At 54.9% G+C, this 25,900-nt stretch carries 21 protein-coding genes and 1 tRNA gene; 12 read left to right on the plus strand and 10 right to left on the minus strand.

Annotated elements, in window-relative coordinates; translation table 11 throughout:
- Positions 1 to 12: 12 nt before the first annotated feature.
- Positions 13 to 702, minus strand: a complete 690-nt coding sequence (locus DBR44_RS19025) for a B3/4 domain-containing protein (protein WP_124645561.1) — start codon at positions 700 to 702, stop codon at positions 13 to 15.
- A 43-nt stretch (positions 703 to 745) separates the two neighbouring features.
- On the opposite strand from DBR44_RS19025, the gene DBR44_RS19030 reads away from it, so the two are divergent.
- Positions 746 to 1,348: a helix-turn-helix domain-containing protein gene (locus DBR44_RS19030; RefSeq protein WP_124645562.1), complete on the plus strand. Its 603-nt coding sequence runs from the start codon at positions 746 to 748 to the stop codon at positions 1,346 to 1,348.
- 321 nt (positions 1,349 to 1,669) lie between these two features.
- Here DBR44_RS19030 and DBR44_RS19035 read toward each other — a convergent pair whose 3' ends face one another.
- Positions 1,670 to 2,068 (minus strand): PleD family two-component system response regulator, encoded by a 399-nt coding sequence (locus DBR44_RS19035; RefSeq protein WP_124645563.1) that lies wholly within the window; start codon positions 2,066 to 2,068, stop codon positions 1,670 to 1,672.
- A 123-nt stretch (positions 2,069 to 2,191) separates the two neighbouring features.
- On the opposite strand from DBR44_RS19035, the gene DBR44_RS19040 reads away from it, so the two are divergent.
- Complete coding sequence (locus DBR44_RS19040) at positions 2,192 to 2,452, plus strand: hypothetical protein (protein WP_124645564.1); 261 nt, start codon at positions 2,192 to 2,194, stop codon at positions 2,450 to 2,452.
- A gap of 551 nt (positions 2,453 to 3,003) precedes the next feature.
- Here DBR44_RS19040 and DBR44_RS19045 read toward each other — a convergent pair.
- Positions 3,004 to 4,620 carry a methyl-accepting chemotaxis protein gene (locus DBR44_RS19045; protein WP_124645565.1) on the minus strand — a complete coding sequence of 539 codons (1,617 nt, stop codon included), beginning with the start codon at positions 4,618 to 4,620 and terminating at the stop codon, positions 3,004 to 3,006.
- Between the two features lie 349 nt (positions 4,621 to 4,969).
- On the minus strand, positions 4,970 to 5,983 hold the full coding sequence (locus tag DBR44_RS19050; RefSeq protein ID WP_124645566.1) for a hypothetical protein: 1,014 nt from the start codon (positions 5,981 to 5,983) through the stop codon (positions 4,970 to 4,972).
- A 99-nt stretch (positions 5,984 to 6,082) separates the two neighbouring features.
- On the opposite strand from DBR44_RS19050, the gene DBR44_RS19055 reads away from it, so the two are divergent.
- Complete coding sequence (locus tag DBR44_RS19055; RefSeq protein WP_124645567.1) at positions 6,083 to 7,321, plus strand: competence protein CoiA family protein; 1,239 nt, start codon at positions 6,083 to 6,085, stop codon at positions 7,319 to 7,321.
- Between the two features lie 98 nt (positions 7,322 to 7,419).
- On the opposite strand, the gene DBR44_RS19060 is transcribed toward DBR44_RS19055, so the two are convergent.
- Together DBR44_RS19060 and DBR44_RS19065 are read right to left on the minus strand one after the other, a co-directional pair.
- Positions 7,420 to 8,085, minus strand: a complete 666-nt coding sequence (locus tag DBR44_RS19060) for an inovirus Gp2 family protein (RefSeq protein WP_124645568.1) — start codon at positions 8,083 to 8,085, stop codon at positions 7,420 to 7,422.
- Between the two features lie 311 nt (positions 8,086 to 8,396).
- A complete protein-coding gene (locus DBR44_RS19065) occupies positions 8,397 to 8,576 on the minus strand; it encodes an AlpA family transcriptional regulator (protein WP_124645569.1) in 180 nt (59 codons plus the stop codon).
- A 362-nt stretch (positions 8,577 to 8,938) separates the two neighbouring features.
- On the opposite strand from DBR44_RS19065, the gene DBR44_RS19070 reads away from it, so the two are divergent.
- Positions 8,939 to 9,790, plus strand: coding sequence for a hypothetical protein (locus DBR44_RS19070; protein ID WP_124645570.1), 852 nt, complete (start codon positions 8,939 to 8,941; stop codon positions 9,788 to 9,790).
- Between the two features lie 331 nt (positions 9,791 to 10,121).
- Here the strand turns inward: DBR44_RS19070 and DBR44_RS19075 are convergent.
- Positions 10,122 to 10,212, minus strand: a tRNA-Ser gene (locus tag DBR44_RS19075).
- 203 nt (positions 10,213 to 10,415) lie between these two features.
- Between DBR44_RS19075 and DBR44_RS19080 the strand changes: the two genes are divergently transcribed.
- Together DBR44_RS19080 and DBR44_RS19085 are read left to right on the plus strand one after the other, a co-directional pair.
- A complete protein-coding gene (locus DBR44_RS19080; protein WP_199731114.1) occupies positions 10,416 to 10,940 on the plus strand; it encodes a GNAT family N-acetyltransferase in 525 nt (174 codons plus the stop codon).
- A gap of 281 nt (positions 10,941 to 11,221) precedes the next feature.
- On the plus strand, positions 11,222 to 12,136 hold the full coding sequence (locus tag DBR44_RS19085) for a DMT family transporter (protein WP_199731115.1): 915 nt from the start codon (positions 11,222 to 11,224) through the stop codon (positions 12,134 to 12,136).
- 76 nt (positions 12,137 to 12,212) lie between these two features.
- On the opposite strand, the gene DBR44_RS19090 is transcribed toward DBR44_RS19085, so the two are convergent.
- Both DBR44_RS19090 and DBR44_RS19095 read right to left on the minus strand, forming a co-directional pair.
- The gene (locus DBR44_RS19090; RefSeq protein WP_124645571.1) at positions 12,213 to 12,869 is read right to left on the minus strand and encodes a hypothetical protein; all 657 of its coding nucleotides are present in this window, start codon (positions 12,867 to 12,869) and stop codon (positions 12,213 to 12,215) included.
- Positions 12,870 to 13,038: 169 nt separating this feature from the next.
- Entirely contained in the window at positions 13,039 to 17,850 is a 4,812-nt protein-coding gene (locus DBR44_RS19095; RefSeq protein WP_124645572.1) for an NAD-glutamate dehydrogenase, read from the minus strand.
- Between the two features lie 526 nt (positions 17,851 to 18,376).
- Here DBR44_RS19095 and DBR44_RS19100 point away from each other — a divergent pair.
- The 6 genes from DBR44_RS19100 (at position 18,377) to DBR44_RS19125 (ending at position 23,450) form a co-directional block, all read left to right on the plus strand.
- Positions 18,377 to 19,141: an ABC transporter substrate-binding protein gene (locus tag DBR44_RS19100; protein ID WP_124645573.1), complete on the plus strand. Its 765-nt coding sequence runs from the start codon at positions 18,377 to 18,379 to the stop codon at positions 19,139 to 19,141.
- A gap of 96 nt (positions 19,142 to 19,237) precedes the next feature.
- Entirely contained in the window at positions 19,238 to 20,002 is a 765-nt protein-coding gene (locus DBR44_RS19105; protein WP_124645574.1) for an ABC transporter substrate-binding protein, read from the plus strand.
- Positions 20,003 to 20,069: 67 nt separating this feature from the next.
- Entirely contained in the window at positions 20,070 to 20,759 is a 690-nt protein-coding gene (locus DBR44_RS19110) for an ABC transporter permease (protein WP_124645575.1), read from the plus strand.
- Positions 20,756 to 21,487 carry an ABC transporter permease gene (locus DBR44_RS19115; RefSeq protein WP_103526398.1) on the plus strand — a complete coding sequence of 244 codons (732 nt, stop codon included), beginning with the start codon at positions 20,756 to 20,758 and terminating at the stop codon, positions 21,485 to 21,487. Before DBR44_RS19110 ends, DBR44_RS19115 begins: the two co-directional genes overlap by 4 nt.
- Before the next feature lie 88 nt (positions 21,488 to 21,575).
- Complete coding sequence (locus DBR44_RS19120; RefSeq protein ID WP_103526396.1) at positions 21,576 to 22,373, plus strand: ABC transporter ATP-binding protein; 798 nt, start codon at positions 21,576 to 21,578, stop codon at positions 22,371 to 22,373.
- A 153-nt stretch (positions 22,374 to 22,526) separates the two neighbouring features.
- On the plus strand, positions 22,527 to 23,450 hold the full coding sequence (locus DBR44_RS19125) for a GlxA family transcriptional regulator (RefSeq protein WP_226034258.1): 924 nt from the start codon (positions 22,527 to 22,529) through the stop codon (positions 23,448 to 23,450).
- Between the two features lie 69 nt (positions 23,451 to 23,519).
- On the opposite strand, the gene DBR44_RS19130 is transcribed toward DBR44_RS19125, so the two are convergent.
- Entirely contained in the window at positions 23,520 to 25,640 is a 2,121-nt protein-coding gene (locus tag DBR44_RS19130) for an ATP-binding protein (RefSeq protein ID WP_124645576.1), read from the minus strand.
- Positions 25,641 to 25,900 lie beyond the last annotated feature (260 nt).

The raw sequence follows: 25,900 nt of genomic DNA on the forward strand, positions 1-25,900 counted from the left end.
TCTCCGCTGATATCAAGACAAGGTAATCAGATGGGAGTCAATCACCGAACCCGGCATCATGTGTGCTATACCTTGCATCAGTTCTTCACCCGCTTGGTGCAGTGCCTCGAGCGGCATTTGCGGCAGGCTTTCCAGAATGAACCACATGTGTTGATCAGTGGCGCTGAGCCTGGTTCTGACGCCTTGTCTCCAGTTCCAACGCCGGCAGGTGACGCCTGCGTCATCACGCCAGATCACTTCCCCGACCTCTGGTGACTCGGTTGCCGGCTCGCCTGCCTTCATGGTGTCAAACAGCTCGCTGCCATCGGCAATAACGAGGCGGGGGGAGCCGATGTAAGCCGACAGATTTTCACCTCCAACCGGAATGGCGTAGCGCAAGCTGATGGCATTGTAGAGATCAACAACAGGGTCAATGGCAGGCAAGCCGCCATCTTTCAATACACGTTTGCGCAAGGCCTCGGCCGAACACGGCGTGCGCTGAGGCTTGGCACCAAAGGTACGGAAAACCTCGGCCCATGCTTGCAAATGCGCATCCGCCCATGTAGGACCTCCTGTCTGTACAAAGCCACAGGCCGCCTGTAACTGCTGTGTACCAAACTCGGGCACAGCCAGATCGGCTGCTGCCACACGAATGCTGACGGCTCGAAATCCTGGTGCAATTGAAGCAATTTCCGGGCTGATTGAAGGTAAAAATGCCGACATTGAGGTATCCTTTACTGACCGTTTCATTCCATATTACCGACCAATGTCCAAAATAGTCAATATGCCGACCGACCCGGGTTCAGATGCGGAAACAATCAGTGCTGCCCTCGCGGCTCGACTCAAGCAGCATCGCAAAGAGCAGAAACTGTCCCTTGATGAGCTCTCGCGCCGGGCCGGGGTCAGCAAGGGCATGCTGGTGGAAATCGAAAAGGGCAATGCCAATCCCAGTATTGCCATCCTTTGCAAACTGGCAGCTGCCTTGGGCATTTCCGTTGCAGACATTGTGAATGTAGCCAGCACTCCATCGATTCATGTAATCGAACAACAGGACATTCCAGTGCTCTGGACGGGGCCCGCAGGAGGCAGCGCACGTTTGCTGGCAGGAACCAGTGGCCCGGACATGGTGGAGTTGTGGCGCTGGGAAATGCACCCTGGAGAGGTATTTACCTCCCCTGGTCACCCGCATGGCACATTTGAACTGTTCCATGCTGAACAAGGCGTATTGGAATTGTGCGTGGCAGATACGGTGACAACCATAAGCGCTGGCAATGCTGCGGTGGCCCGTACCGATGCACCGCATCATTACGCTAATCATGGCGATGGCTTGCTGATATTTACCATGACGGTTGCTGAGCCTGGTTCATGACAAGGTGTCAGGTAATCCACGGATTGCATTGTTCTTTTATGAACCGGTCAGTTTGGTGGCCGGTTTCCTAATGAAAGCGGAACGCAAGGGAGGCAAATGCAACTGACCGCTTAGGCCGACCACCTGTCAGTAAGTCAGCTTGGTAGCCGGCAATTCGGCCATAGCCGCCGTTAGAAGGGCCGAAAGAGTCGGTCGGGAATGCACCGGGAAGCAGCCCTTCCGGCTAGGACGGGTATGTCAGCCTTCATCGAAACGCAGGTCTACGGAGACCAGCACTCAAACCCCTATTGGGGACCGTGTTGGTACTTCGCCCGATCGTATCTATTCCCCTCTCGGCTGCATGGCATCCATCATGCGCCACTCCAGTGCTTCCAAAATCTTTGCCTCCAGAACGTCCAGGCGTGGCGGCTTGAGAATGTAGTCATTGCCACCGCAGGCGTAGATGCGGGCAAGAACCTCAGCCGTTTCGTATGACGAGATGAAGATAATCTGCGCTGCTCCCTTCTGCTGTCTGTACCACTCGACAAGATCAAAGCCAGACATATCGGCACCAAGCTCGATGTCCATAAGGATGATGTCTGGCGCAAAGCCGATTGCGCTTTGCAGAAACTCTTGGGGTGTGGCGCAGTGTAGGAGTCTTGCTGTGTTGCCAAGCCTCTTTTTCATCAGCATTGCCGATAGTGCATCGTCTTCAACGAGCAGGATCTTTGATTCGTTCATGGCACGGTCCCTTTTCTTTTAGTTTAGGTGAGCCAGGTTTCAGTAGCTATACGGCTACCCGCGTCTCTGAGTGATCAGCAACCAATCATCTGGTGTGCCATAACAAAAGAAAAGGAGGCGGCCATGAATGTTGCAGACATCCTTACCCTGATGGCAGATACGAAAGTACCTTCGCAACGTGCGGGTCGTCCTTATGCGTTGGCAGTTGCGTTTGCTCAGGCATTGTCAGAAATCTCTCCTAAGCTCACCCCTCTTGAAATGAACATGATGATTAGGTTCGGGAGAGAGCTGTGCTTGCAGGACGCAGAAGGGGTAGTGTCTGCTCTTGAAGCCGAGGCACAGATTGCACGGATCATGAGGTCATCAAGGTCCGCAGGAGAATGATGTCGTGCTGACCCAGTCGAGAAAAGCTTCGTCTACCAAGTAGGATGTATCCCCTTGCTGAGGTGTTAGAAAGCGTTCCCCATTAGAGCCAATACTTAGGCCCGTGATGGTGTACTGGCCGGATGGAATGTGGCGGAGTGACTCATTTGTGTGAGCGATGATGCTTGGTGGGCAAAATCCGGGGCTGATCACGAGCTGTTCCATGACAGAAATTTCCTACAACACCTATTTGCACGCCTTGAGCTGGGTAAGTTTTACGTGACCTTACCGGTGTTCGTGTCAGGTCAGTACTAGGAAGTTGCCTTACGACCAATGTCTGATGGACGGCCTACCATGTCACCTCGCAGGGCACCAGCGCCAACTCTTGAATGTACGCTTCCCAGCTTGCCTTGGCATGGGCGCAGCCAGCAAAGGACATGGGTTATGGGCTTGTCGATGGGCTAGCTGTCTGACGGTCAGGTTGTCGGTACCGCAGGAATGCAAAACCCCGCGCAAAAGACGCGGGGTTTGTTCTATGGTGCCGGTCCTCGTGTACGAGGATTAACCCAAGTTCACAGTGTGTATCGACTGATTGCTTTGTTCATTTCAGTTACTGCGGTATCCAGACTCTGGGCCGTAGTGGCTGTGTCATAGGATGCGGTACTGGCCTGATTTGCCATCTGGGCAATTTTTTCGACTTGGCTGGCAATCGTGTTGCAAGCACTGGCCTGCTCACGAATAGCATCAGCAATTTCCGATACCATTTGCTGGGCAGCCCCAGAAGAGCGGCCGATCTCGCCAATAGCACTCATCGCAGCATCTGCCCGAACCACTCCGGATGCGACGAAGCCGTGTGCCTGGGTCATGTGCTGCGTGGTTTTATCTGCCGACTCTGTCACACCACGAATCACCTTATCAATATCCCCAGTCAGAACAGTCGTCCGCTCTGCCAGTTTACGCACTTCGTCTGCAACGACCGCAAATCCACGACCGGTTTCGCCAGCTCGGGCCGCCTCAATGGCAGCATTCAATGCCAGTAGGTTGGTCTGGTCTGCAATGTCTTTGATACTACTGACGGAGTCAGCAATTTTTCTGTTTTGCTCGGCCAGCTCACTGAGACTGGTATGTGCTTGGTCAACGGTGGTCGAAATCGAGTTGATTTCATCGACGGCCTTCACAATCACCTCGTGGCCGTTTCCTGCTTGGCGGTTTGCCTCTTCGGTTTGTTTGTTGCTGTGCTCTGCGCGGTCACCAACATGATTGATACTGACGGTCAACTCTTCCATGGTGGCTGCAATGGCAGCAGAGGCTTCATTCTGCTGTGATGTCGCAATCGATACATGGTTAGCTGCTTCTTTGAGACTTCCGGAGTAGCTACTCACTTTACTGCAGTTACTCTGGATGCTGATGAAGCTGCTGCGGATGCGATCAATGAGGGTATTGAAAGCGATTGCGGTACTACCAATCTCATCGTTTTCATTGTGCACTTTAACAGCCAAGGTAAAGTTGAGTTGCTCTCCTACTTGGGCCATGGTCTGATTCAGTTGGCTCAGGGGATACATGATTGCGCGGTGTGTCAGCCAAGCAAATGTCGCCAGCACAACCAGCAATACCGCCACCACAAGGATCGTGAGTAGCTTCGCATTACTGATCAGCTCTTCCGCAATCTTTACCTCCTTGTCGATAAATCGCTTGTTGTATTCGACATGAGCTTTGATTGTCTTACGCAGTTCTGCACCGATGGGGCTAACGTTGTTAGCCCGGATTTTCATCGCCTCCTGGATGTCATTTCTCTCTGCGGCAGCCAGCATGGGACCGATGGCTGCATGGTACTGATCCAGTAGCTTAATTTCCTGGTTGTACAGCGCCCGGTCTTCATCATCATTCACCAAACTTGCATATTCATTCAAAGCAGCCTTGGCTGCATCGTACTCCTGAGTCACCTTGGCTTTTGCTGCGGCACGATCTGCATCAGTGAGTGCAGAAAGATCCTGCAGTCCAGAGAGACGAACTCCATCAAAAGCATTGCTGAACTTATCGATGGTGATCAGGCTCGGCACATCACTGGAAGCAAAATTTTGGGCAGTGGCTGCTAGCTGAGCTTGTACATAGAGGCTGTACCCACCAGTTCCGATGAGCGATGCGAAAGCGATGGCTATAAGAAGCAAAAGGCGCTGTGAGATTTTCATCAGGGATTACCTATCCGTAGCTATTTTTTTTTGAGTAAAAGCGGTGCAAGTTCAATTCCACACAACCAGAGTCTTACAATGATTGTACTCCCTATCCTAGTAGGGATTTTCAAGCTCGCCAGATAAATCAACCCTAGCAGAGCATTGTTACCGAACCGCTTCCCCCGCTCCTTTCTAGTTGAATTGCTCCCGAGCTTGTAGATACATTCGAATGGCCGTTGAGAGATGCAATGCTGTCTGACAAAGCCTGCGACCCAGACGGCGGCTTTGGCCGATCTGCAGACTAACTGGTTACCTGATGGAGGTCATACAGGGTAGCTAATCATCCCATTTTGGCCCTTAGTCAGTGCTAGCCCTTGGATGTTAGGGAGTATCCTCGTAGCGTACTCCGATCGAAAGAGTACACATGCTCCCTTGGATTTTCTTCACAGCGTCCAACAATCCGTCGAGGGAAGTCGGAACCTCCCTTATCCAGCTTGATCATCCAGCCGCAGACAGGGCAAGTCGCGGTATAGCGATACACATGGATCGTAGATGGAGATCCGAGATCTGCTGCCCGCTTGATTTCCACCGTTGCACCGAACTCCTTCCAGGCAAGCATCCATTCCGGGGCGATGACAATCCGGTCTTCAAACAGCGCGAAAGTATCCCTGAAATGTGTATAAAGGCCATATGGGGCAATGATCGCGAGTAGAACAACTAAGAGGTCTTGCCCTGTAATCGGCACACGCCGGAACCATAGATAGAAAAATACAAGACATTCCCAGCCGAGGAAGACGATCAACACCAACAAATTCAATGACACAAAACTCAGCCTTTTAGCAGTTGTCCACTGCATGCCTTGATTAGCAAAAATACGACCGATCCACGACAGGGTTAATGAAAGGTCACGCTCATACCGGATAGTGCCTACAGGTATCGATGCATCTGGGGTCTCTGCCGTAATGGCCACTTCGGGCAATGGCCGAATTTCAAGGCAATAAAGTGCAGGTTTTCCACTAAGCTTCGTGATAACAGGGTAGCCAGGCAGACCCGTCTGGCGGCACAAATTCTGCAACTTCTCAACAATTTCAGGATAGCGCTGCTTCTCTATTTCCTTCCACAATGGACTCAACCAAGCGGATGGCTCTTGGTTCGGATTCCCTTCCAGATCCATATGAATCTCCTTGGTCGAGATCTGGGGCACCTCTTGACCATCAACGCAGGCATGTTCTGTTTGCTTGGCCAGATAATCCATGATCTTGCCACTCCATTGAGTCCGACGATCACGCGGAATGGCGTCTTGCAAAACCCTGGCGACCTGAACGTAATCATCAGCCGAGTAGCAAACAGAAGTATCACCAACACCATGATTTTTAATCATTTTCCCCACCTAGACTGACCCTAAAATTACTCAATCTGACTACAGCAGCACGCATCACAGCCATAAGGTGACCTTCGTTACTTGACGAGGAGAACCCAAATGCAACATGAGCGGCAGATCAAACAACATGGCATTCCATTTGGATGGCATGTTCCTACTCAACGTATGGTTGACGCAAGTTCAGTGGCAAATGGTCTGGCTTGCGAATGTATCTGTTCCGCCTGCTCCGCCCCCTTGCAAGCAAAGCAAGGGACAGTTCGAGCATGGCACTTCGCACACCACAAAGACAGCAACTGCCAACATGCAGCGGAAGCGGCAGTGCACCGTATGGCCAAGCAATTGATCGAAGAGCGACAGCAGGTTTACGTCCCAGAGCGCAGCTTCAGGAAAATGCTCCATGGCGAGAAGCAAGTATGGAGTGAAGAGATAGCGGTAACCGTTCAGGGCTCCGGCGTACAGGTGCTAACCGGTTGCGTGACGGAGAAAACCATTTACGGCAACAACCCGCAAGATGGGATACGTCGGCCAGACGTGTTGGCTCTGCTGGATGGCCATCCCTTAGCGATCGAAATCCGCAATACGCACGAGGTCGATACAGAGAAGGCGGCATGGCTGAAGCAGCAGGGCTACTCCGTTCTAGAGATTGACATCGCAGATATCGCGTTCGTGCCGATGGAGTCCATCACGACGTTGCTAGAACGTCGGTTATTCGCCAACTATCATCTGGCGCAATGGCTCTGTCATGCTGGCGATGATGCGGCCAAACGACAACTGATTGAGCTAGAAGCAGACACGCATGCCAAGCGACATGAGGAAGAACTTTTTCTGCTAGCCGAAATGGAAGCAAAAGCGCTAGCGGAGCAAAAGCGAAATGCAGCTTGGGCAAGACTTCAGGACGTAGATGACTTCCGATTGCGCCTGGAAGACTGCACGGTGCGTATCGGACGTAACATCCGCCGAGTCTCTCTCAAAGTGCATGGTTTTACAGCCAAGCCAGCCTTTTCCAAGATCATGAACTTGGCTCACCGCTATGGTGGCCAGTTCAATAAAAAGGGGCAATGCTGGGAATTCCACCCCAAACAAGATCTACAAACACTCTTCCTGCAGCTGTGTAGTGAAGCCGAGTCGGTCTGCCTTGGAACAAGTCGACGCACACCTGGTAGTGTAGTACCGCCTGCTACATCGAGCGCCCCAGCAAACTTTGACAGGGAATGCCAAAGCACATTCCGAATCGTCTCCGATGCAGACGAACGCTTTGAAGAACGGGCCGCGATCCTACAGTACGATGGCGGTTTTTCAAGGCAGGAGGCTGAAGAACTTGCCAGGCAGAACATTTGAATACGTACACCAGTCGTCCTGGTAACGTACAAATTTACCTCCGCGAAGTCTGGAGCAGGCCACCAGTTCGGCCTGCTCCAGCACTTAAGATAGGTCTGCTAACCCCTACTTGCCCCAAATCCATGCCATCCGTTGCCAAAGACCTTGGTATCCGCCTTGCACAGGTAGCTAGCACGATAAAACAGCTGCTCCAGACCTACCTGATCCCCCCTATTGACCCGATACACGGCATTCTGAGGAAAGTGCACCAATCCACTCACCTCCTCTCTACTCAAGCCCAACGCACTTGCCCAGGCCTCATGTACCCGGTGGTAGTTGTTGGACTGCTCAGAGTTGAAATCACCCAGGGTATGGAAAGCATGACCATTCAGCATGATCAGCAAATGGTAATGCACACTCCCGCACTCCCCTACTTCCCTCGCCCACACATAGCGCAGCATTGCCTCATGCGCATATGGATCAAGAGCAGTAGCACAGCTACGGTTGTAGCTGATCTTCTCCCGGAAAGAGGCAATAAACTTAACCAATACATGGTTGCTTAACGCAGCCTCATCGCAAGCAGTTCCTTCCGGAAACCGTAATTCCACACGAAAAGCAAATACACGGGAGCTACTTGAAAAAGCCATATGTATTACTTGATACAGCTTCTCCAGATATTCCAACACCAGCGGACCTCGCCTCAAGTACACCGGCAAGCCATTAAACCAGTTCTCTTCAAATAATTTTTGATTAGTATTATACGGATTTCTAAGTCTAGTACTCATAAGCACCTCAAAAATCAAGTCCAAGCAAGTAGGTTGCTAACACCTTGCAATCTAGTAAATATTTTCATCTAATTTCTAGCTTATTAGCTAACATGCCACACCATCCACAGCTGGATAAATGCAATCACATAACCTGAGACTGCAATTCATACTAGCTTTAGTCTTTAATATATCTACTACCTAGAAATAAAATTACAAAAAGCTTTGGGGAAAGATGCATCATCTAGCAGCAACCCACCAGGAAACTCTCACCCACCCCCACAATTTCACTCTGCAAAAATATCAGAACGTAGAAATAAAAAACGGGCCGATCAGGCCCGCTCACATTTCCGCTCTTCAATCCAACTGCAAATTTCCTCTTCCAGCCATCCCACCGAACGCGCCCCCAGCTTTACCTGCGAAGGAAATACTTTCTGTTTCATGTATAGATAGATAGTCGATCGCGGCAGCCCAGTCATTTCCATGACTGCATTAAGTCTTAAAATTTTCATGTTTTGGTTACCTTACGTATTAGTCCAGAACATGTGCAACCGTTGTATTTTTTTGACTTACATCAAATAACAGCCCAAAGCCTATATCGCCGCGATTAGCAAGCAAACTAGAGTTTCCTCAAGCCCCTCAAATAAGAACTTCCTGAGCAATCCTGAAAAAATAGTAAGAAAACGGCCAAAAAAACAGCGCTATCTCGAGTACGAGAAGTGCCTACCTGCATACAAGCCAAGTAAAAAATAGACATTGCTAAATTTTTACTACTAAGAATATACTATTAAACATATTGAACTACTCAATAAAACATCTTAAATTATTCACTAAATAATCTAGATTACTACTAGATATCTACTAGAGACACATCATGTCAACAATTAGAGATGATAAGTTAGCGCAAATTTTTGGCGGAGATAAAACCAATAGCCGATTTGAAAACTGGCTATGGATTTTCCTAAACATGCTAAACCCTAGGTTAAACAGCGATGAATACGGCCCCAAAATAAGAAAGAAAATGGCCGACATACTTGAAAACGAGCCGCAATTTAAAATTGCCGCCATAAATTATGCAAATAATGGCTTTCTTCCTGATATATATTTAACCTGGATAACCGATGATGAAAGGCAAGTAAAATGGCTTACTGGATATTTCTGCAGCATATTAAATTGCAACAAAAATTTAATGCCGACCCTTTTAACAGGGAGAGATCGGGTCATATCTTTAATTGATGCACTTAACACTGACAACAGATCAAAACTAAATATAATTGAAAATGCAAAAAGCGCATGGAATGTGCAGCAAGAAAAAGATAGGATTTTTGATTGGTTTAAGAATGATGAAGAAGATGAAAGATGTCAATTCGCCTGGATATGGATAAGAGACCACACCCATTATCAAATTCAGCACGGACCTGCAGTAAGAAACATCTCTGACCTTATTCAGCTTTTCGAGCAAATAGCCCAAAATGAAGACTGGATAGAATTATCAATTGAAAAAATTAAATTAGCATGGCGCCAACGCAAGTACCGTCAAAACATGATCGGCAAAAAACAATATAACTTTGTTCTTTCTGAAAATACAGTTTACCTTCTTGACGGCTTGTCAAAGAAATATGATCTAAGCAGGGCAGAAATAATAGAGGTATTAATAAAAGCAGAGGCTGAAAAAGAAACATACATCACAGAAAAGATTAGAAAACGAAACATCTTATTAGATTAAAGACAATATCTGTTACTGCTGGCAAGCTGGGGTGGCTATTGCCACCCCAGCTTGCCAATCGGTGTCAACACCGCCAAGGAAGCCGAGCAGAGTCAATTGGATTCACGCTCACTTAAGATACAGAACACTCCATCAAGCATTGATAGCCGCTCTGCTGGATCTACTCACAACCTGCCAAATCTTGGAAACAGGCTGCGCATCAGGTTGAGCAAAACGGCCATCATCAGAAAGTGCTCAGTTTAGGAGAGAAATTTAATGCAGGTTTTTATGCAGGACAAGTGAAACAGACAACAAAAAAGCCCTGAATAATCAGGGCTTTAATGTAGATATCTGGCGGAGAGGGGGGGATTCGAACCCCCGTTAGGGTATTACCCTAAACACGCTTTCCAGGCGTGCGACTTAAACCACTCATCCACCTCTCCAGATGGCTGCTGCAGTGCTGCAACAGAGAGGGCGATAATACAGGCACTGTCTGCGTTTGGCAAGATGCCAACAAAAAAACTGCTTGCCGAGCCGGGAGTTGCTGCAGTCGCTGCCACGCTTGACGTCATATGGGCGGAATTGATCGCAGCATGATCGCCATGCAGTAAACTGGCCGGCACCTTGTCCAGATGCAAAGCAAATCATGTTACCCATTTTTACCCCCAGATTGCGGCTGCGCGAATTCACCATGCAGGATGCACCGCTGGTGCTGGCCCTGCTGACGGACCCGGATTTCATCCGCAATGTGACGGATCGTGGCGTGCATACGCTGGAAGATGCCGGCCACTACATCAGCCGTGGCCCTCTGGTGAGCTACGCACAGCACGGCATCGGGCTGTGGTGTATGGAACGGCTGGATGATGATCTGCCCGTCGGCATGTGCGGGCTGATCCGGCGCGAAGGGCTGGCGGATGTTGATGTGGGCTATACCATGCTGCCGACATGGCGCGGGCTGGGCTATGCCAGCGAGGCTGCGGCTGCCTGTGTGCAGTATGGCCTGACACAATTGCGGCTGGAGCGGGTGGTGGCCTATATCAATGCCGACAATCTGGCATCGGCACGCGTGCTGCAAAAGGCTGGCCTGCATTGCTGCGGGCCTTTTGACTTCCCCGGAAGTAGCGTACCCACCCTGCTCTACAGCAGCGAACCGGCTCCAGCTCAGCCATAGCGCCTGCGACTGCCGGGCAAGACTTGCAGCAATGAGCATGGAGGAGATCGGGCACTTGGCCGAACCCCTCATGACCCCTCATGCGCAATCCCCGCCTGAGGCCAGGCTACGTCGGCCTAGCCCAAGGATTTCACACTCAAGCCATGACATCTGCCAGCTTACACGGTAGGCAAAGCCACTTAGATTTATTGCCCGAGCTGAGTATCTGTCATGTAGGGCAACACCTATTTTTCAAATAAGGGCAGCAACGGACCGATCCATGCACATCCAAGGAAAGTGCCATGTCACTGCCCACATCAGCATTTCGACGCTTTACGCTATTGATGCAGCATCGAGTCATGCTGGATGTGGCAGCCCCCATTGTGTTTCTTTTACTGTGGGCAACTGGATTTGCTGTGGTAAAAATTGGTTTGCAGCATATCGAACCGCTTACTTTCCTAGCATTACGTTATGGCTGTGTCGTCGCCATTCTTTTGCCCATCCAGCTTGGATTCCGCTTACCAGCTCCGCATCACGGCCGTGACTGGCTGAACATTTGCGTGATCGGCATTTGCATCCAAGTCATCTACTTTGGCGGAATCTATCTTGCACTCAGGGCAGGGCTATCTGCCGGAGCGCTGGCGCTTATTGTCTCCTTGCAACCCATTCTGGTTGCCGTGATTTCGCCAATCTGGATCAAAGAGCGCGTTTCAAGTAAGCAGTGGTACGGACTTAGTTTGGGCTTTGCTGGTGCGGCTATCGTCATCCTGTCAAAATCGGCCATTGAATCAACGCCGTGGCAGGGCATTGCGCTGAGTTGCATTGCCCTGGCTGGCATGACTCTGGGAGTGTTATATGAGAAGAAAACTTCAGCTTCCATGCACCCGATTTCCGCCACACTGATACAGACTAACGTAGGACTGCTGCTGATCGCACCACTCGCCATGTGGTTGGAGTCTGGACATATCGAGTGGCGTAGTGACATGCTATTTTCACTAGCTTATCTGGTGATCGGCAACTCGCTCATTGCGATTGGGCTACTTCTCCATCTTGTCCGGCATCGCCCTGCGGCCACGGTATCAGTACTCTTTTTCCTGGTCCCGCCATGTGCAGCCATTGTGGCGCAGATGCTACTAGGGGAGTCCATGCCTGGGCTTGCCTGGCTCGGGATTGGGCTTGCCGCTGCGGGCGTATGGCTGACCGTCAATCTTCGATAAACAGCAAGCCATGCCATAAAACAAAAAACCCCGCAAACCGTTTGCGGGGTTTTTCTTTAGCAGGCCAGTAGCAAGCTCAGGTCTGCACGCGCAGATCCTGCAAGCCGTCCGCCGCCGGCACATCGACATAACGAATCAGGCCTGGCAGCTCATCTGGCAGCGCCTGCTCTGCTGACGCACCTTCCAGCAGCGCCAATACCGGCTGCAATACCACCTGGCGCAGCAGGCCTTCGTCGGCGCTCAGCGCATCCAGCCGCAGGCTGTAGGTCCACTCATCACCAAACGGTGACTCGGAATCTTCCCAACGCAGCAGACGCCCGGCCTGATTCACCCACGGCTGCCAGCCAGTGGCGGGGAAGCCGACATAGGCGTCGTAATCGAAGCTGAATTCACAGGTCCAGTGCGCAATATGCAGCACCGGGCCAAACGGTTCGCCCTCCCCGCTCAGCCCCCGCCTTGGCACACCGTCACCCGCCAGGCTGATCTGGAAGTCGAGAAAGGCCACGATGGTGTCCTTGCGCTTTTTCTTTTGCAGCAGCGGCAGGCTGCAGCACAGCGCCTGGCGGGATTCTCCGCGTTTTTGCTGCTCGGTCAGCGGCTTGCCCACGGTACACAGCCCGCTGGCCGGCAAGGCCTGCTGCAGTAATTCAATCAGCGCCTGCTCCAGCTGCTTGGCCTTGCGCCAGGCTTGTTCCGCATCGCGGGCGGAGGCATCGGCCTGTGTGTTCTGCATCTTGTCATTCCAGTCTGTTCGGCACGATAGATGCCGGAGTCAAGTGCGGATGATAGCCGGATTTGCCTGCCGCCGTCCGCCGCTTCGCGCAAATCCTCCTGCATTTTCGGCTGATGGACGTAAAAAAACCGGCCCCGCAGGGCCGGTTTGATACTGCAAGACCGATGAATCAGGCCAGCAGGTGGTTGTTGAGCTCACGCATGCCAGCAGACAGCATGGCCAGATCCAGCACGCTGAAGGACTGCAGCTCGGCAAACATCTGGTAGCACAGTTCCAGCTCGCTGCGACGCTTGGTCAGCCAGGCATCGGCAAAGGCCTTGTCACCGGAGGCTTCGCTGAGCGCCAGCTTGGCCAGCTTGCGATGCAGGCGATACAGGTCGTCACGCAGCGCCGAGCGGGCCAGCGACTGCCAGCGGTTGTCACGCGGCAGGCCGGTGATGGCGTCGCGCAGCCAGTCCAGTTGCAGATTGCGTCCCAGCTGGAAGTAGTTTTGCGCTACTTCGTCCAGCGACAGTTCGCCGCCTTCGCTGATTTCGATGATGTCCATCAGCGGTACGGCAAACTCCAGACGCGCCAGCACGCTGGCCAGCTCCTGCGGCATGTTCGGCAGGCTCAGGCGGGCTTCCAGCTCGGCCACGGCCGGGTACTGTTTGGCATCCACCAGTGCCGGCAGACGTGCCAGCAGTGCCTGCACCTTGCCGGCGTACTGTTCGATCACGGCATTCACCGAGGTGAACGGACGCTTGTTACGCAGCACCCAGCGGGTGACGCGCTCGATCAGGGTACGCACCAGCACCATCATTTCCATTTGCTGGTCGGCCGGCACCTGGTTGTCCAGTGCCTCGATGCGACCCCACAGGGTATCGGCATCGAACACACGGCTGGCAATCCACCAGGCACGGGCGATGTCGGCAGCAGAGAACGGCGACTCTTCCTGCAGACGGAACACGAAGGTGGTGCCCATGCGGTTGATGATCTGGTTGGCCAGCTGGTTGGCAATGATTTCGCGACGCAGCTGATGCTGCTGCATCTGCGCACCAAAGCGCTGTTGCAGCGGCTGCGGGAAGTAGTTGACCAGTACCGGCAGGAAGTCGGCATCATCCGGCACATCGGTCGCCAGGATGGCCTGATCCAGCGAAATCTTGCTGTAAGCCAGCAGAACGGCGATTTCCGGTACGGTCAGGCCCTGACGCGCCAGACGGCGTTCGTTGATCTGGGTTTCCGACGGCAGGTATTCGATTTCGCGGTTCAGCTCGCCAGTCTTTTCCATGTGCGAAATCATGCGCGCATGGGTAGACAGCATGGACGCCGCTTCCAGACGCTTGATCGCCAGGATCTGGGTTTGCAGCACGTTGTTGCGCAGCACCAGATGGCCCACTTCGTCGGTCATCTCGGCCAGCAGCTCATTACGCTGTTTCAGCGTCATATCGCCAGCCTGCATCACCGCACCCAGCAGGATCTTGATGTTGACTTCGTGGTCGGAGCAATCCACACCAGCGGAGTTGTCGATGGCGTCGGTGGCGATACGTCCACCGCACAGCGCGAATTCGACACGACCCAACTGGGTGCAAGTCAGGTTACCGCCTTCGGCCACCACACGGGCTTGCAGTTCGTTGCCATTGACACGTACCGGATCGCAGGCGCGGTCGCGGGCGTCGGCATGACTCTGGGTGGAAGCCTTGATGTAAGTACCGATACCGCCGTTGTACAGCAGGTCGATCTTGGCCTTGAGGATTTCATGGATCAGCTCGTTCGGCGCCATGCTGTCCTTGTCGGTTTCCAGCCAGGCTTTGACTTCAGCCGACAGCGGAATGGACTTGGCCGAGCGTTCGAAAATGCCGCCGCCCTTGGAAATCAGCTCACGGTTGTAATCAGACCAGCTGGAACGCGGCAGATTGAACAGGCGCGCACGTTCGGCAAAGCTGGTCTTGGCGTCCGGAGTCGGGTCCAGGAAGATGTGCAGATGGTTGAACGCAGCCTTCAGGCAGATGTGTTCGGACAGCAGCATGCCGTTGCCGAATACGTCGCCAGCCATGTCGCCAATGCCGATCACGCTGAAATCCTGCTCCTGGGTATTGATGCCCAGATGACGGAAGTGGCGCTTGACCGATTCCCAGGCACCGCGGGCGGTAATGCCCATACCCTTGTGGTCGTAACCGGCCGAACCACCGGAAGCAAAGGCATCGCCCAGCCAGAAGCCGTAGGATTCGGAAATGCCGTTGGCGATGTCGGAGAAGGTTGCCGTGCCCTTGTCGGCAGCCACCACCAGGTACGGATCATCCGGGTCCAGACGGCGTACGTCCTTGGGCGGAATGATCTGACCGGTCACCAGGTTGTCGGTAAGGTCCAGCAGCGCGGAGATGAAAATCTTGTAGCAGGCAATGCCTTCCGCCAGGAAGGCTTCGCGGTCGCTCGGTGCCGGCAGTTGCTTGCCGACAAAGCCGCCCTTGGAACCCATCGGCACGATGACGGAGTTCTTCACCATCTGCGCCTTCACCAGACCCAGCACTTCGGTACGGAAGTCTTCCATGCGGTCGGACCAGCGCAGGCCACCACGCGCTACCTTGGAACCGCGCAGATGCACGCCTTCCACACGCGGGCTGTACACCCAGATTTCAAACATCGGCCGCGGCTGCGGCAGGAAAGGAATCTGGTTGGATTCCAGCTTGAAGGAGATGTAGGACTTGAACTCGCCCGCTGCATCCTTCTGCCAGAAGTTGGTACGACGGGTCGCCAGAATCACCGCCAGGAAGCCGTTCAGGATACGGTCTTCGTCCAGATTGGCCACATTGTCCAGCTGCTCTTTCACTTCGGTCAGCAGGGCATCGGCGCGGGCATCATCGGCATTGGCCGGGTCCAGACGCGCCACAAACAGCGCCACCAGACGACGGGTGATTTCCGGATAGTTGGCCACGCACTGTTCCAGATAGCTCTGGCTGAAGGTGAGGCCGCCCTGACGCAGATACTTGGCCAGTGCGCGCACCAGCGAGATTTCACGCCAGTCGAGGCCGGCGATCAGCGCCAGACGGTTGAAACCGTCGTTTTCGCAGCGCTTGGCAAACACCTGGGCCAGCAGTTCCTGGAAGTCTTTCTGTACTGCGTCTACCGACATCTGCTCGAAGAAGGCACCTACGTCCAGGCCGAAATCGCTGATCCACACCGAGGAGCCGTCTTCACGCTCCACGCGGTACGGATGCTCGTCGCTCACCTTGACACCCATGTTTTCCAGGATGGGCAGGCTGGCGGACAGGCTCATCGGCTCGCCTTCGCGGAACAGCTTCAGGTTGAACGCCTGATTGCCACGATGGAAAGGACGGTACAGCTTCATCGCCAGCGGGTGACCGGCAGAAACAGATTCCAGCAGTTGTACGTCCAGCACAGCGTTGCGTACGGCAAATTCTTCACGGTAGGCCACCGGAAAGGCAGTGCGATAACGCTTGAACAGCAGGTTGCCGGCTTCTTCGCCATGTATTTCCACCAGCTGCTGGTGCATTTCTTCTACCCAGCCGCGCACCAGACGGGCGATTTCCGCCTCGATGTCCGATTCACGGAAGGCCGGCAGCTTGGAGGCATTGGTACGGATGATGTAATGCACGCGCGCCAGCGAGCTGTCGCTGATCTGCACGCTGAACTCGGCCGAATTGCCATTAAAGGCAGTCATCAGCACTTTTTCGATTTTCAGGCGCACTTCGGTATTGAAGCTGTCACGCGGCACGTAGACCAGGCTGCTCACATAACGGTGGTAGCGGTCCTTGCGCACAAACAGGCGCACGCGCGGGCGCTCCTGCAGGCTGACAATGCCTTCGGCAATCGGGCCCAGCACATCGGCCGGGATTTCAAACAGCTCGTCGCGCGGATAGCTTTCCAGCACGAAGCCCAGCGTCTTGGCCTTGTAGCTGTCGTCCACGTAGTCGCAGTTGGCCACCACATTGGCCACTTTCTGGCGCACCAGCGGAATGTCCTTGGGCGAAGCCTGATAGGCGCTGGCGGTGTACAGGCCGAGGAAGCGGCGCTCGCCGATCACTTCACCCTTGTCGTTGAAGCGCTTGATGCCGACAAAGTCGACATAGGCCGGACGGTGGATGATGGAGCGGGTTTGCGACTTGTTCAGGATGATCAGCTGCGGCAGGTGCGCCAGCTCGCGTAGTTCTTGCGGCAGGGTTTCAAAGCTGGCGGAGTATTCCTTGTCGCCCTGGTCGCGCAGGATGCCCAGGCCAGAATCCTTGACGATCTTCAGGCTGTCCTTGCCATCGCGCTTGACCAGGTCGTAGTCGCAATAGCCCATGAACAGGAAATGATTGCCAGCCATCCAGCCGAGGAAATCCACGGCTTCCTTGGCTTCGGCAGCGCGTTCGCCCTTGACCTTGGCCAGGTCCTTGCCGATTTCGCCCACCACTTCGCGCATTTTCGGCTCGTCGCTGACCAGCAGACGGATATCGGCGATGATGCGGTTCAGTTCGCTTTCCAGCTTGTGCAGGGTGGCGGCATCGCTGACGCGGTCGATCTGCACGTGGATGAAGGATTCCAGCGGCAGGCTGCGGTCCTGCGTACGCTTGATTTCCTGCAGATTGCCATTCTTGTCACGGCCAACCGACAGCACCGGATGCACCAGCAGGTGCAGATTGATGTTGTAGCGGGACAGCAGCATGGAAATGGAGTCGATGAGGAAAGGCATGTCATCGTTGACGACTTCAATCACCGAATGGGTACTCTGCCAGCCATCGCGCTCGAAATCGGGAGTATAGATGCGTACCTTGTGCTGACCGGGGCTGCGCTTGCGGGCGAACTCGAAATGGGCCAGCGCGGCGCCAAACAGGTCCAGCGACGAGAACTGGCGCAGGTCGGCATGCTCGGTTTCTTCGAAGTAGATCGGGAAGAAGCCGGCGAGTTGTTGTGTCTCCTTGGATGAAAGCTTGCTCTGTGCAACGGCCTGGATATCAGCAATCAGGCTCGCCAGTTCGGTCTTGTTGGTAAGCGACATGGGGCTTCTCTTGTTGTATGCACGGTTTGTGTCGGGGCATTGTAGTAACCCCGCTACCATCGGGATTTCCTTAATGCGACACCGACTTACAGAAAGATGGGATGCAGTGCAGCATGAAAAACCCGCCGCATGGGCAGGGCTGGTTTTTCTCCCACTATTTGCCTTATAGCAATGCGACAGCCAATTACAAAATGGCTTGCACAGCCTACATTGTATACAATCCGACAATCAATAGTTAAGTGCATGATTTTGATGACGTTTCACTTTGAATACAAATAGGGGTAAAATGCGCCCCTTCGCAATTTTGGGCTATCCGCCGCAAATGCGACTGATTGTTGGGCTGGACATTTCCTGCCACCATTGCCTGGCGTCTTCACAGGAGGCGTATGCAGGCATAACAACAACAGGTTCCGGCCGCGCTATCGTACCCGTTACGGCAGCCATCCCATCCACGCCGGGTTTACAAAGTAAGACCATGAGAAAGATCGCACGATCTTTCTTTGCCATGCGAGAAGCAGAGACACATATGAAGAAGGTCATTTTTGCTGCTGCAGTTGCAGTCAGCCTGTCCGGTTTTGCCGCCCATGCCGAAACCATCCGCTTTGGTGTAGACCTGAACTACCCCCCGTTCTCCAAACAGGGGGCCGATGGCAAGCCGGAAGGTTTTGACATCGACATGGCCAAGGCACTGTGCACCGCCATGAAAGTAAGCTGCCAGATCGTGCCGCAGGACTGGGACGGCCTGATTCCCGCATTGAATGCCAATAAGTTCGACGCCATCCTGTCTTCGATGCAGATCACCGAAGAGCGCAAGAAGGCGGTCGACTTCAGCAACAAGTACTACAACATCGCCAGCCGCATCATTGCCAAGAGCAATACCCAGGTCACCCAGACCGCGTTCAAGGGCAAGAAGATCGGCGTGCTGCGCGCCTCTACCCAGGAAAAGTTCGCCCGCGATTTCTGGGGCAAGAGCGGTGCCACCATCGTGGCCTACACCAAGTCACCTGAATCCTTCCTCGACCTGAAAGCCGGCCGCGTTGATGCCGTCTTCGTTGATGGCGCGGTAGGCGAACAGGAATTCCTCAAGACTGACGGCGGCAAGGGTTACGCCTTTGTCGGCCCCAACTACGCCGACGTGAAATACTTCGGCCTGGGTGCGGGCATCGCCGTGAAAAAGGGCAATCAGGCACTGAGCAGCCGCCTGAACAAGGCCATCGAGCAGATCCGCAAGGATGGCAGCTATAAGAAAGTACAGGACAAGTACTTCCGCTTTGACGTCTACGGCGGCTAACACGGCAAGCCCTGCCGTCTAGCCCTATCCTGCCGGCGACACGCTCGCCGGCAGGCATCGCCACACATAACAACGACAAGACTCACCGGAGAAACCATGTTCAAGTCCCTCATGGTGCTGGGCGCGTGCGCGCTCGGCATGACCACGGCCGCCCATAGCGAAACCCTGCGCTTTGCCACCGACGCCAGTTACCCCCCGTTCTCCCAGCAAGGCCCTGATGGCAAGATGAAGGGCTTCGACCCCGATATCGCCCAGGCTCTGTGCACGGCCATGAAAGTGACTTGCGAAGTGGTGCCGCAAGACTTCGACGGCATCATCCCTGCCCTGCAGACCCGCAAGTTCGATGCCATCATCGCCTCGATGAACATCACCGAAGAGCGCAAGAAGGTCGTCAGCTTCTCGAACAAGTACTACAACATGCCCAGCCGGCTGGTTGCCAAACAGGGTAGCCAGATCAACGATGCTTGGTTCAAGGGCAAGAAAATCGGCGTGCTGCGCTCGTCCATCCAGGAAAAATACGCCCGCGACAACTGGGTGAAGCTGGGTGCCAAACTGGTGTCCTACGCCAAGGCCCCGGAATCCTTCCTCGACCTGAAGGCCGGCCGCGTGGATGCCAGCTTTGTCGATGCCGCCGTGGGTGAGTCCGACTTCATCAAGACACCGTCCGGCAAGGGCTATGCATTTGCCGGCCCGGAATACAACGAGGTGAAATACTTCGGTGAAGGCGCGGCCGTCGCCGTACGCAAGACCGACCAGGCCCTGCTGGCCCGCATCAACAAGGCATTGCAGCAGATTCGTGCCGACGGCAGCTACGACAAGATCCAGAAGAAGTACTTCAGCTTCGACATCTACGGCAAATAAACCGTTGCGGTGGTGACGGCAGCCCGCTGCCGTCACCGTCCCTTCCCGGGAAACACAGGGGTAGTACATGTTTTTACACGGATATCTTCCCAGCATCCTCGACGGCGCGGTGCTGACGCTGAAGCTGGCAGCGGCATCGCTGGCCGTTTCAGTGGTACTGGGCCTGATCGGTGCCATGTTCAAGATGGCCCCGTCCAAAGCCTTGCGTACGCTGGCCGAGCTGTATTCCACCGTGGTGCGCGGCGTGCCGGACCTGGTGTGGATGTTTTTGCTGTTCTTCGGCGTGCAGATGCTGCTGAACGATGCCGCCACGGCCATGGGCCTGGCAGCACCGGACATCGACCCCTTTATCGCCGGGGTGCTGACACTGGGCTTCATTTTCGGTGCCTATATGACCGAAACCTTTCGCGGCGCCATCATGGCGGTGCCCAAGGGGCAGATGGAAGCCGGTGCCGCCTATGGCATGGGGCCGCTGCGCATCTTCCTGCGCATCACTTTTCCGCAAATGGTGCGCTTCGCCCTGCCCAGCTTCACCAACAACTGGCTGGTACTGGTGAAATCCACCGCGCTGGTATCGGTGATCGGCCTGAATGACGTGATGTATCGCGCCGATGCAGCCAAGTCCAATACCCAGGAGCCGTTTACCGTCTACATGCTGGTGGCGGTGATCTTCCTGGTGATCACCAGCGTTTCCAACATCCTGCTGGGCATGCTGGAGCGCCGTTATTCCACCGGTCTGAAGGAGAACGGCCTGTGATCGACTTTCACCTGATTCTGGACAAGCTGCCGGCCTTTCTGGGCGGAGCCGATGGCCAGCCGCTGCTGAGTACCAGCGACGGCATCGTCATGACGCTGCAACTGCTGGGCGCATCGCTGCTGCTGGGCATGCTGCTGGCCATTCCGCTGGCACTGGGCCGGGTATCGAAAAACCGCCTGCTCTCCGGCAGCGTCTGGCTGTATACCTATGTGTTCCGCGGCACACCGCTGTTGGTACAGCTGTTCATCATCTATTACGGCCTGTCGCAGTTTGACGCGGTACGGGATAGCTGGATGTGGCAATACCTGCAGGATGCCTGGTTCTGCGCCATTCTGGCCTTCACCCTGAATACCGCCGCCTATACCACCGAAATCATCGCCGGCCAGATTCGCACCACCCACTGGGGCGAAATCGAGGCAGCACGTGCCATGGGCATGAGCAAATGGTTGATGATGCGCCGTATCGTGATTCCGTCTGCCCTGCGTCGTGCCCTGCCGGCCTATAGCAACGAAGTGATCATGATGATGCAAAGCACGGCGGTAGCCGGCCTGGTCACCCTGGCCGACATCACCGGCGTGGCACGCCGCATCTACAGCGACACCTATATGGCGTTCGAGCCGTTTCTGGTGGCAGGTGCCATCTATCTGGCACTGACCTTTCTGTTTGTCTGGCTATTCAAGCAGGCAGAGCAACGCTGGCTGGCCTATCTGGCCCCGCGCAAGCATTGACAGCGTGGGCGGCAATAGCGCCGCCCTCTTTCAGCAATGGCCGCCATCCCACAGCGGCAGATGAAACCTTAGAACAAGGGTTGCAAGCATGAAACATACCGACGCGGCACCAGCCACCAACATCAAACTGCGCGTTGCCGACCTGCACAAAAGCTATGGCAGCCACGAAGTCCTCAAGGGTGTATCGCTTACCGCGCATGCCGGCGATGTGATCAGCATCATCGGCTCCTCCGGCTCGGGCAAGAGTACCTTCCTGCGCTGCATCAACATGCTGGAGCATCCCAATAGCGGGCAGATCCAGCTGGGCGGCGAAGAGCTGCAACTGGTCGCCGACAAGAAAACCGGCGCGCTGCGTGCCGCCAGCCACAAGCAGCTGGAACGCATCCGCACCAAACTGGCCATGGTGTTCCAGCACTTCAATCTGTGGGCACACATGACCGTGCTGGAAAACATCATCGAAGCGCCCATCCACGTACTGGGCCTCTCCCGCGACGAAGCCATTGCCCGCGCACGCAAATACCTGGACAAGGTGGGGCTGAAGGATGTCGAGGGCAAATACCCCTCTCACATGTCCGGTGGCCAGCAACAGCGTGTCGCCATTGCCCGCGCCCTGGCCATGGAACCGGAGGTGATGCTGTTTGACGAACCGACATCCGCACTGGACCCGGAACTCGTCGGCGAAGTACTGCGCGTCATGCAGGACCTGGCGCGTGAAGGCCGCACCATGGTGGTGGTCACCCACGAAATGGGCTTTGCCCGCGAGGTGTCCAACCACGTGATTTTCCTGCACAAAGGGAAAATCGAAGAGCAAGGCAACCCCAAGGAAGTGCTGGTCAATCCGCAAAGTGAGCGGCTTGCACAATTCCTCTCCGGCAGTCTTAAATAAATCGTACAATGCCTGTCAGATAGCAGCGCCATGCCAACCACGGCATGACCTGCTTTTTTGGTATAGTGCTCACTTTTTTTGGAAAACATGGGTCATCCAATGCACGCTGCCAAACCGTTACGCTACGGTTTTCTCCTGCTTCCACACGCTTCCATGGCCGATTTCGCCATTGCCAGCGAAGTGCTGACCCGGGCCAATCAGCTGGCCGAAAAAAAGCTGTATGAATTCCTGCCGCTCTCGCTCAATGGCTTGCCGGTTGCCATGTCCAACGGCCTGAAACTGCCGGTGGACCTGCCGCTGGCCTATGCACCCAAGCTGGACGGTCTGTTCGTGCTGGCCGACGACATCACCATTGAAGTCAATCTGGACGAATTCCTCAAAAGCATCAGCGGCCTGCACACCGACAAGCTACCCATCGCCGGTATTGGCTGCGGCAGCTACTGGATGGCGCGCGCCGGCTTGCTGAACGGCTTTCGCGCCACCATACACTGGCAGGAAATCAGCCGCTTCACCGAGGAATTCCACGAGGTCATCGTCTCGTCCAATCTGTACGAGATTGACCGCAGCCGCATGAGTTGTGCTGGCGGTGCAGCCACGCTGGACTTCATGCTGTCGCTGGTCGGCAGCCTGCATGGTCATGAATTCACCGCCCGCCTGTCGGAAATGTTCAGCATCGAACGGGTGCGTCCTGGTAACGAACGCCAGCGCATTCCGTTGGCCACCCGCATAGGCGGCAGCCAGCCCAAGCTGACCGAAGCCGTCAGCCTGATGGAAGCCAATATCGAAGAACCGCTGACCACCGATGACATCGCCTACTACGTCGGCGTGTCGCGACGTCAGCTGGAACGGCTGTTCAAGCAGTACCTCAGCACGGTGCCATCCAAATATTATCTGGAACTACGCCTGAGCCGAGCGCGCCAGCTGCTGCAGCAGACCAGCAAATCCATCGTGCAGATCGGCCTGGCTTGCGGTTTTTCCAGCGGCCCGCATTTCTCCAGCACCTACCGCAACCATTTCGGCATCACGCCGCGTGAAGAACGCGCCCAGCGCACCCAGGTGGTAGTCGAGCCACGCTGAAATCCAGCCTGATTACAAACGACAAGAGCCGCATCATGCGGCTCTTTGTCTATCTGTCTGATTGCCCGGCTAACTGGTGGACGGCTCCTGCACCGGCGCGGTCACCGTCTGAGACAGCGGCAATTCGATACGGAAGCAGGCACCGCTGGCCGGAATGTTTTCAGCGCAGATCAGCCCGCCATATTGCTCGACAATGGTCTGGCAAATCGACAAGCCCAGCCCCATGCCGTTCTGCTTGGTCGAGAAGAAGGGATGGAACAGCACCTCCAGCGACTCCGGCGAGATGCCACGCCCGGTATCACGCACCTCCAGAATGGCCTTTTTACCCTCGCGCCGGGTATGAATGATGATGTGGCGCTTCATCACCGGTTCGTCGCGTAGCGCATCCATGGCATTGGACAGCAGGTTCAGCACCACCTGCTCCATCTGGATGCTATCGGCCATCACCGCCATCGGATAGACCGACAACAACTGCACCATCTCGATGCCACGCTCCTTCAGGTCGTACTCGGCGAGGAACATGCAGTTTCCCACCACCTGGTTGAGGTCGATCAGCCGTATTTCCATCGCCCGCTTGCTGACCAGCGCCCGCAAACGTTTGATGATCTCCCCGGCACGATCTGCCTGCGCCACCGCCAGCCTGAGCGCAGACTCCACTTGCGGACGGCTGTCTTCACCAAACTCCAGCAGCTGCAAGGAGGCCTGGCAGTAATTGGAAATGGCGGTCAGTGGCTGATTCACTTCATGTGCAATGCCGGAAGCCATTTCACCCATAGTATGCAGGCGCGCCACATGCGACAGCTTTTCCAGGTGTTCCTTCACCCGCAGCTCGCTGGCCTCCAGCGCCTCAGCGGCACGTTGCCGTACCGGCCCCATATCACGCAGCGCGCACACCACGCCGGTCAGATTGCCATTACGCGAAAACAGCGGCGCAATCGCCCCCTCCACCAGCCGCACATGTCCTTTGGCGGTTGCCAGCTGCATGCGCTCCGGCAACTCCACGGTATGGGCGGCACGATAGCACTCGCTCACCGGATCTTCTGCCAACTCGGCAGACAGCTCGCCAATCAAGCGGAATACGTTCAGGAAAGGCTGGCCTATCACCTCCTCCCGGCTCATGCCCAACAGGGTCAGTGCCATCGGATTGGCCATCTCGATGTTTTGCTGCGGATCCAGGGTGATCACGCCATCGTGTACTGCGTTCAGGGTTACCGCTGCGCGCTCACTCTGCAGGAAAATGGCCTCATCCGCCTGGCTTTGCGCCCTCTTCATCGCCTGCCGCTGGCTGTAGATCAGCCACAGCGAAATCACCAGCGACAAAATCAGCCCTTCACGCAGCAGTAAGCCACCAAGCTTGAAATCACTCAGCAATACATCCTTGCCAACCCGCAGCACAAAAGGCTGTGACTCGCTCACCAGCGGTAGGCTCAGCTCCAGGCGTGACAAGGTAGGCAACCAACGACCGGCATCGGCATGCTTGCCATGGGCATTGAAAATGGCACGGCTGCTGTCCGTAGTCAGAATCGACAAATCCAGCTCAGCCGGCACACCTTCAGCCGGCGAGATGTTCAGCAATTTTTCACAATACACCACCAGCGCAACCACACCGACCAGTTGACCACGACCAGCGACGCCAACAGTCCCATTCGCCCCCAGGAATACCGGCTGCATCAGCAGGTAAACCCGCCCACCCTCATAGAGATCAAACGGTGCCGATGCCAGCTTGTGACCACTCTGCATCGCCTTGAGCATGTCCGCCGCAAAGCGCGGCTCGTGCAGCACATCATAGCCATATACCGAACTGGCTGCCGGGATGTCCGGCTCTATCATGGTTACGACCAGATGCTGGTCGCGCACCGGCGCCGGCACCCAGCTACGACGCCCCACAATATCGAAATCACGGATAAAAAAGGTTTTGCCGAAACGCTGCTGCATCTCATCCAGAAATGCTTGCCGGTTATCCCGGGTCACATTCTGGAAAAATTCCACGGTATACAGCTGGGAGTAATGCGAAAGAATCTGATGTGAAAAGGCCTTGAGAACAGGCATGTCAAATTTCTGCCGCGTCATCAGCAGGGCATCCAGAGCGGCAAGAACTGATTCATTCTGATCCAGCTTGCGTGCAACCACCCCATGTGCCAGCCTGGCGCTGCGATCAAAATCTTCCTGTATGCGCTGATATTCGGACATGGCCCACTGAATCCCGACCATGAGCGCCACACCCAGCCACAATAGAACAAACAGGTGCAATCGTTTACGCAGGAATTCGGCCAAGGGAGTCTTTCTGGGCTAGCAGCAGGAAACGCCGCCAGCTGGCGGCCAAGATAGCAAAGATTGCGTATTGTAACGTCACCACGCCATCTGTTACAGAAGTAGTACTGCTTAGCCTGCCCCCCCCCCGACACAACAAAGCCGCCCTTGGGCGGCTTGTGGGCACTCAGGCCAGGCCC

This window comes from Aquitalea sp. FJL05, from assembly GCF_003852595.1.
GTDB lineage: Bacteria > Pseudomonadota > Gammaproteobacteria > Burkholderiales > Chromobacteriaceae > Aquitalea > Aquitalea aquatilis.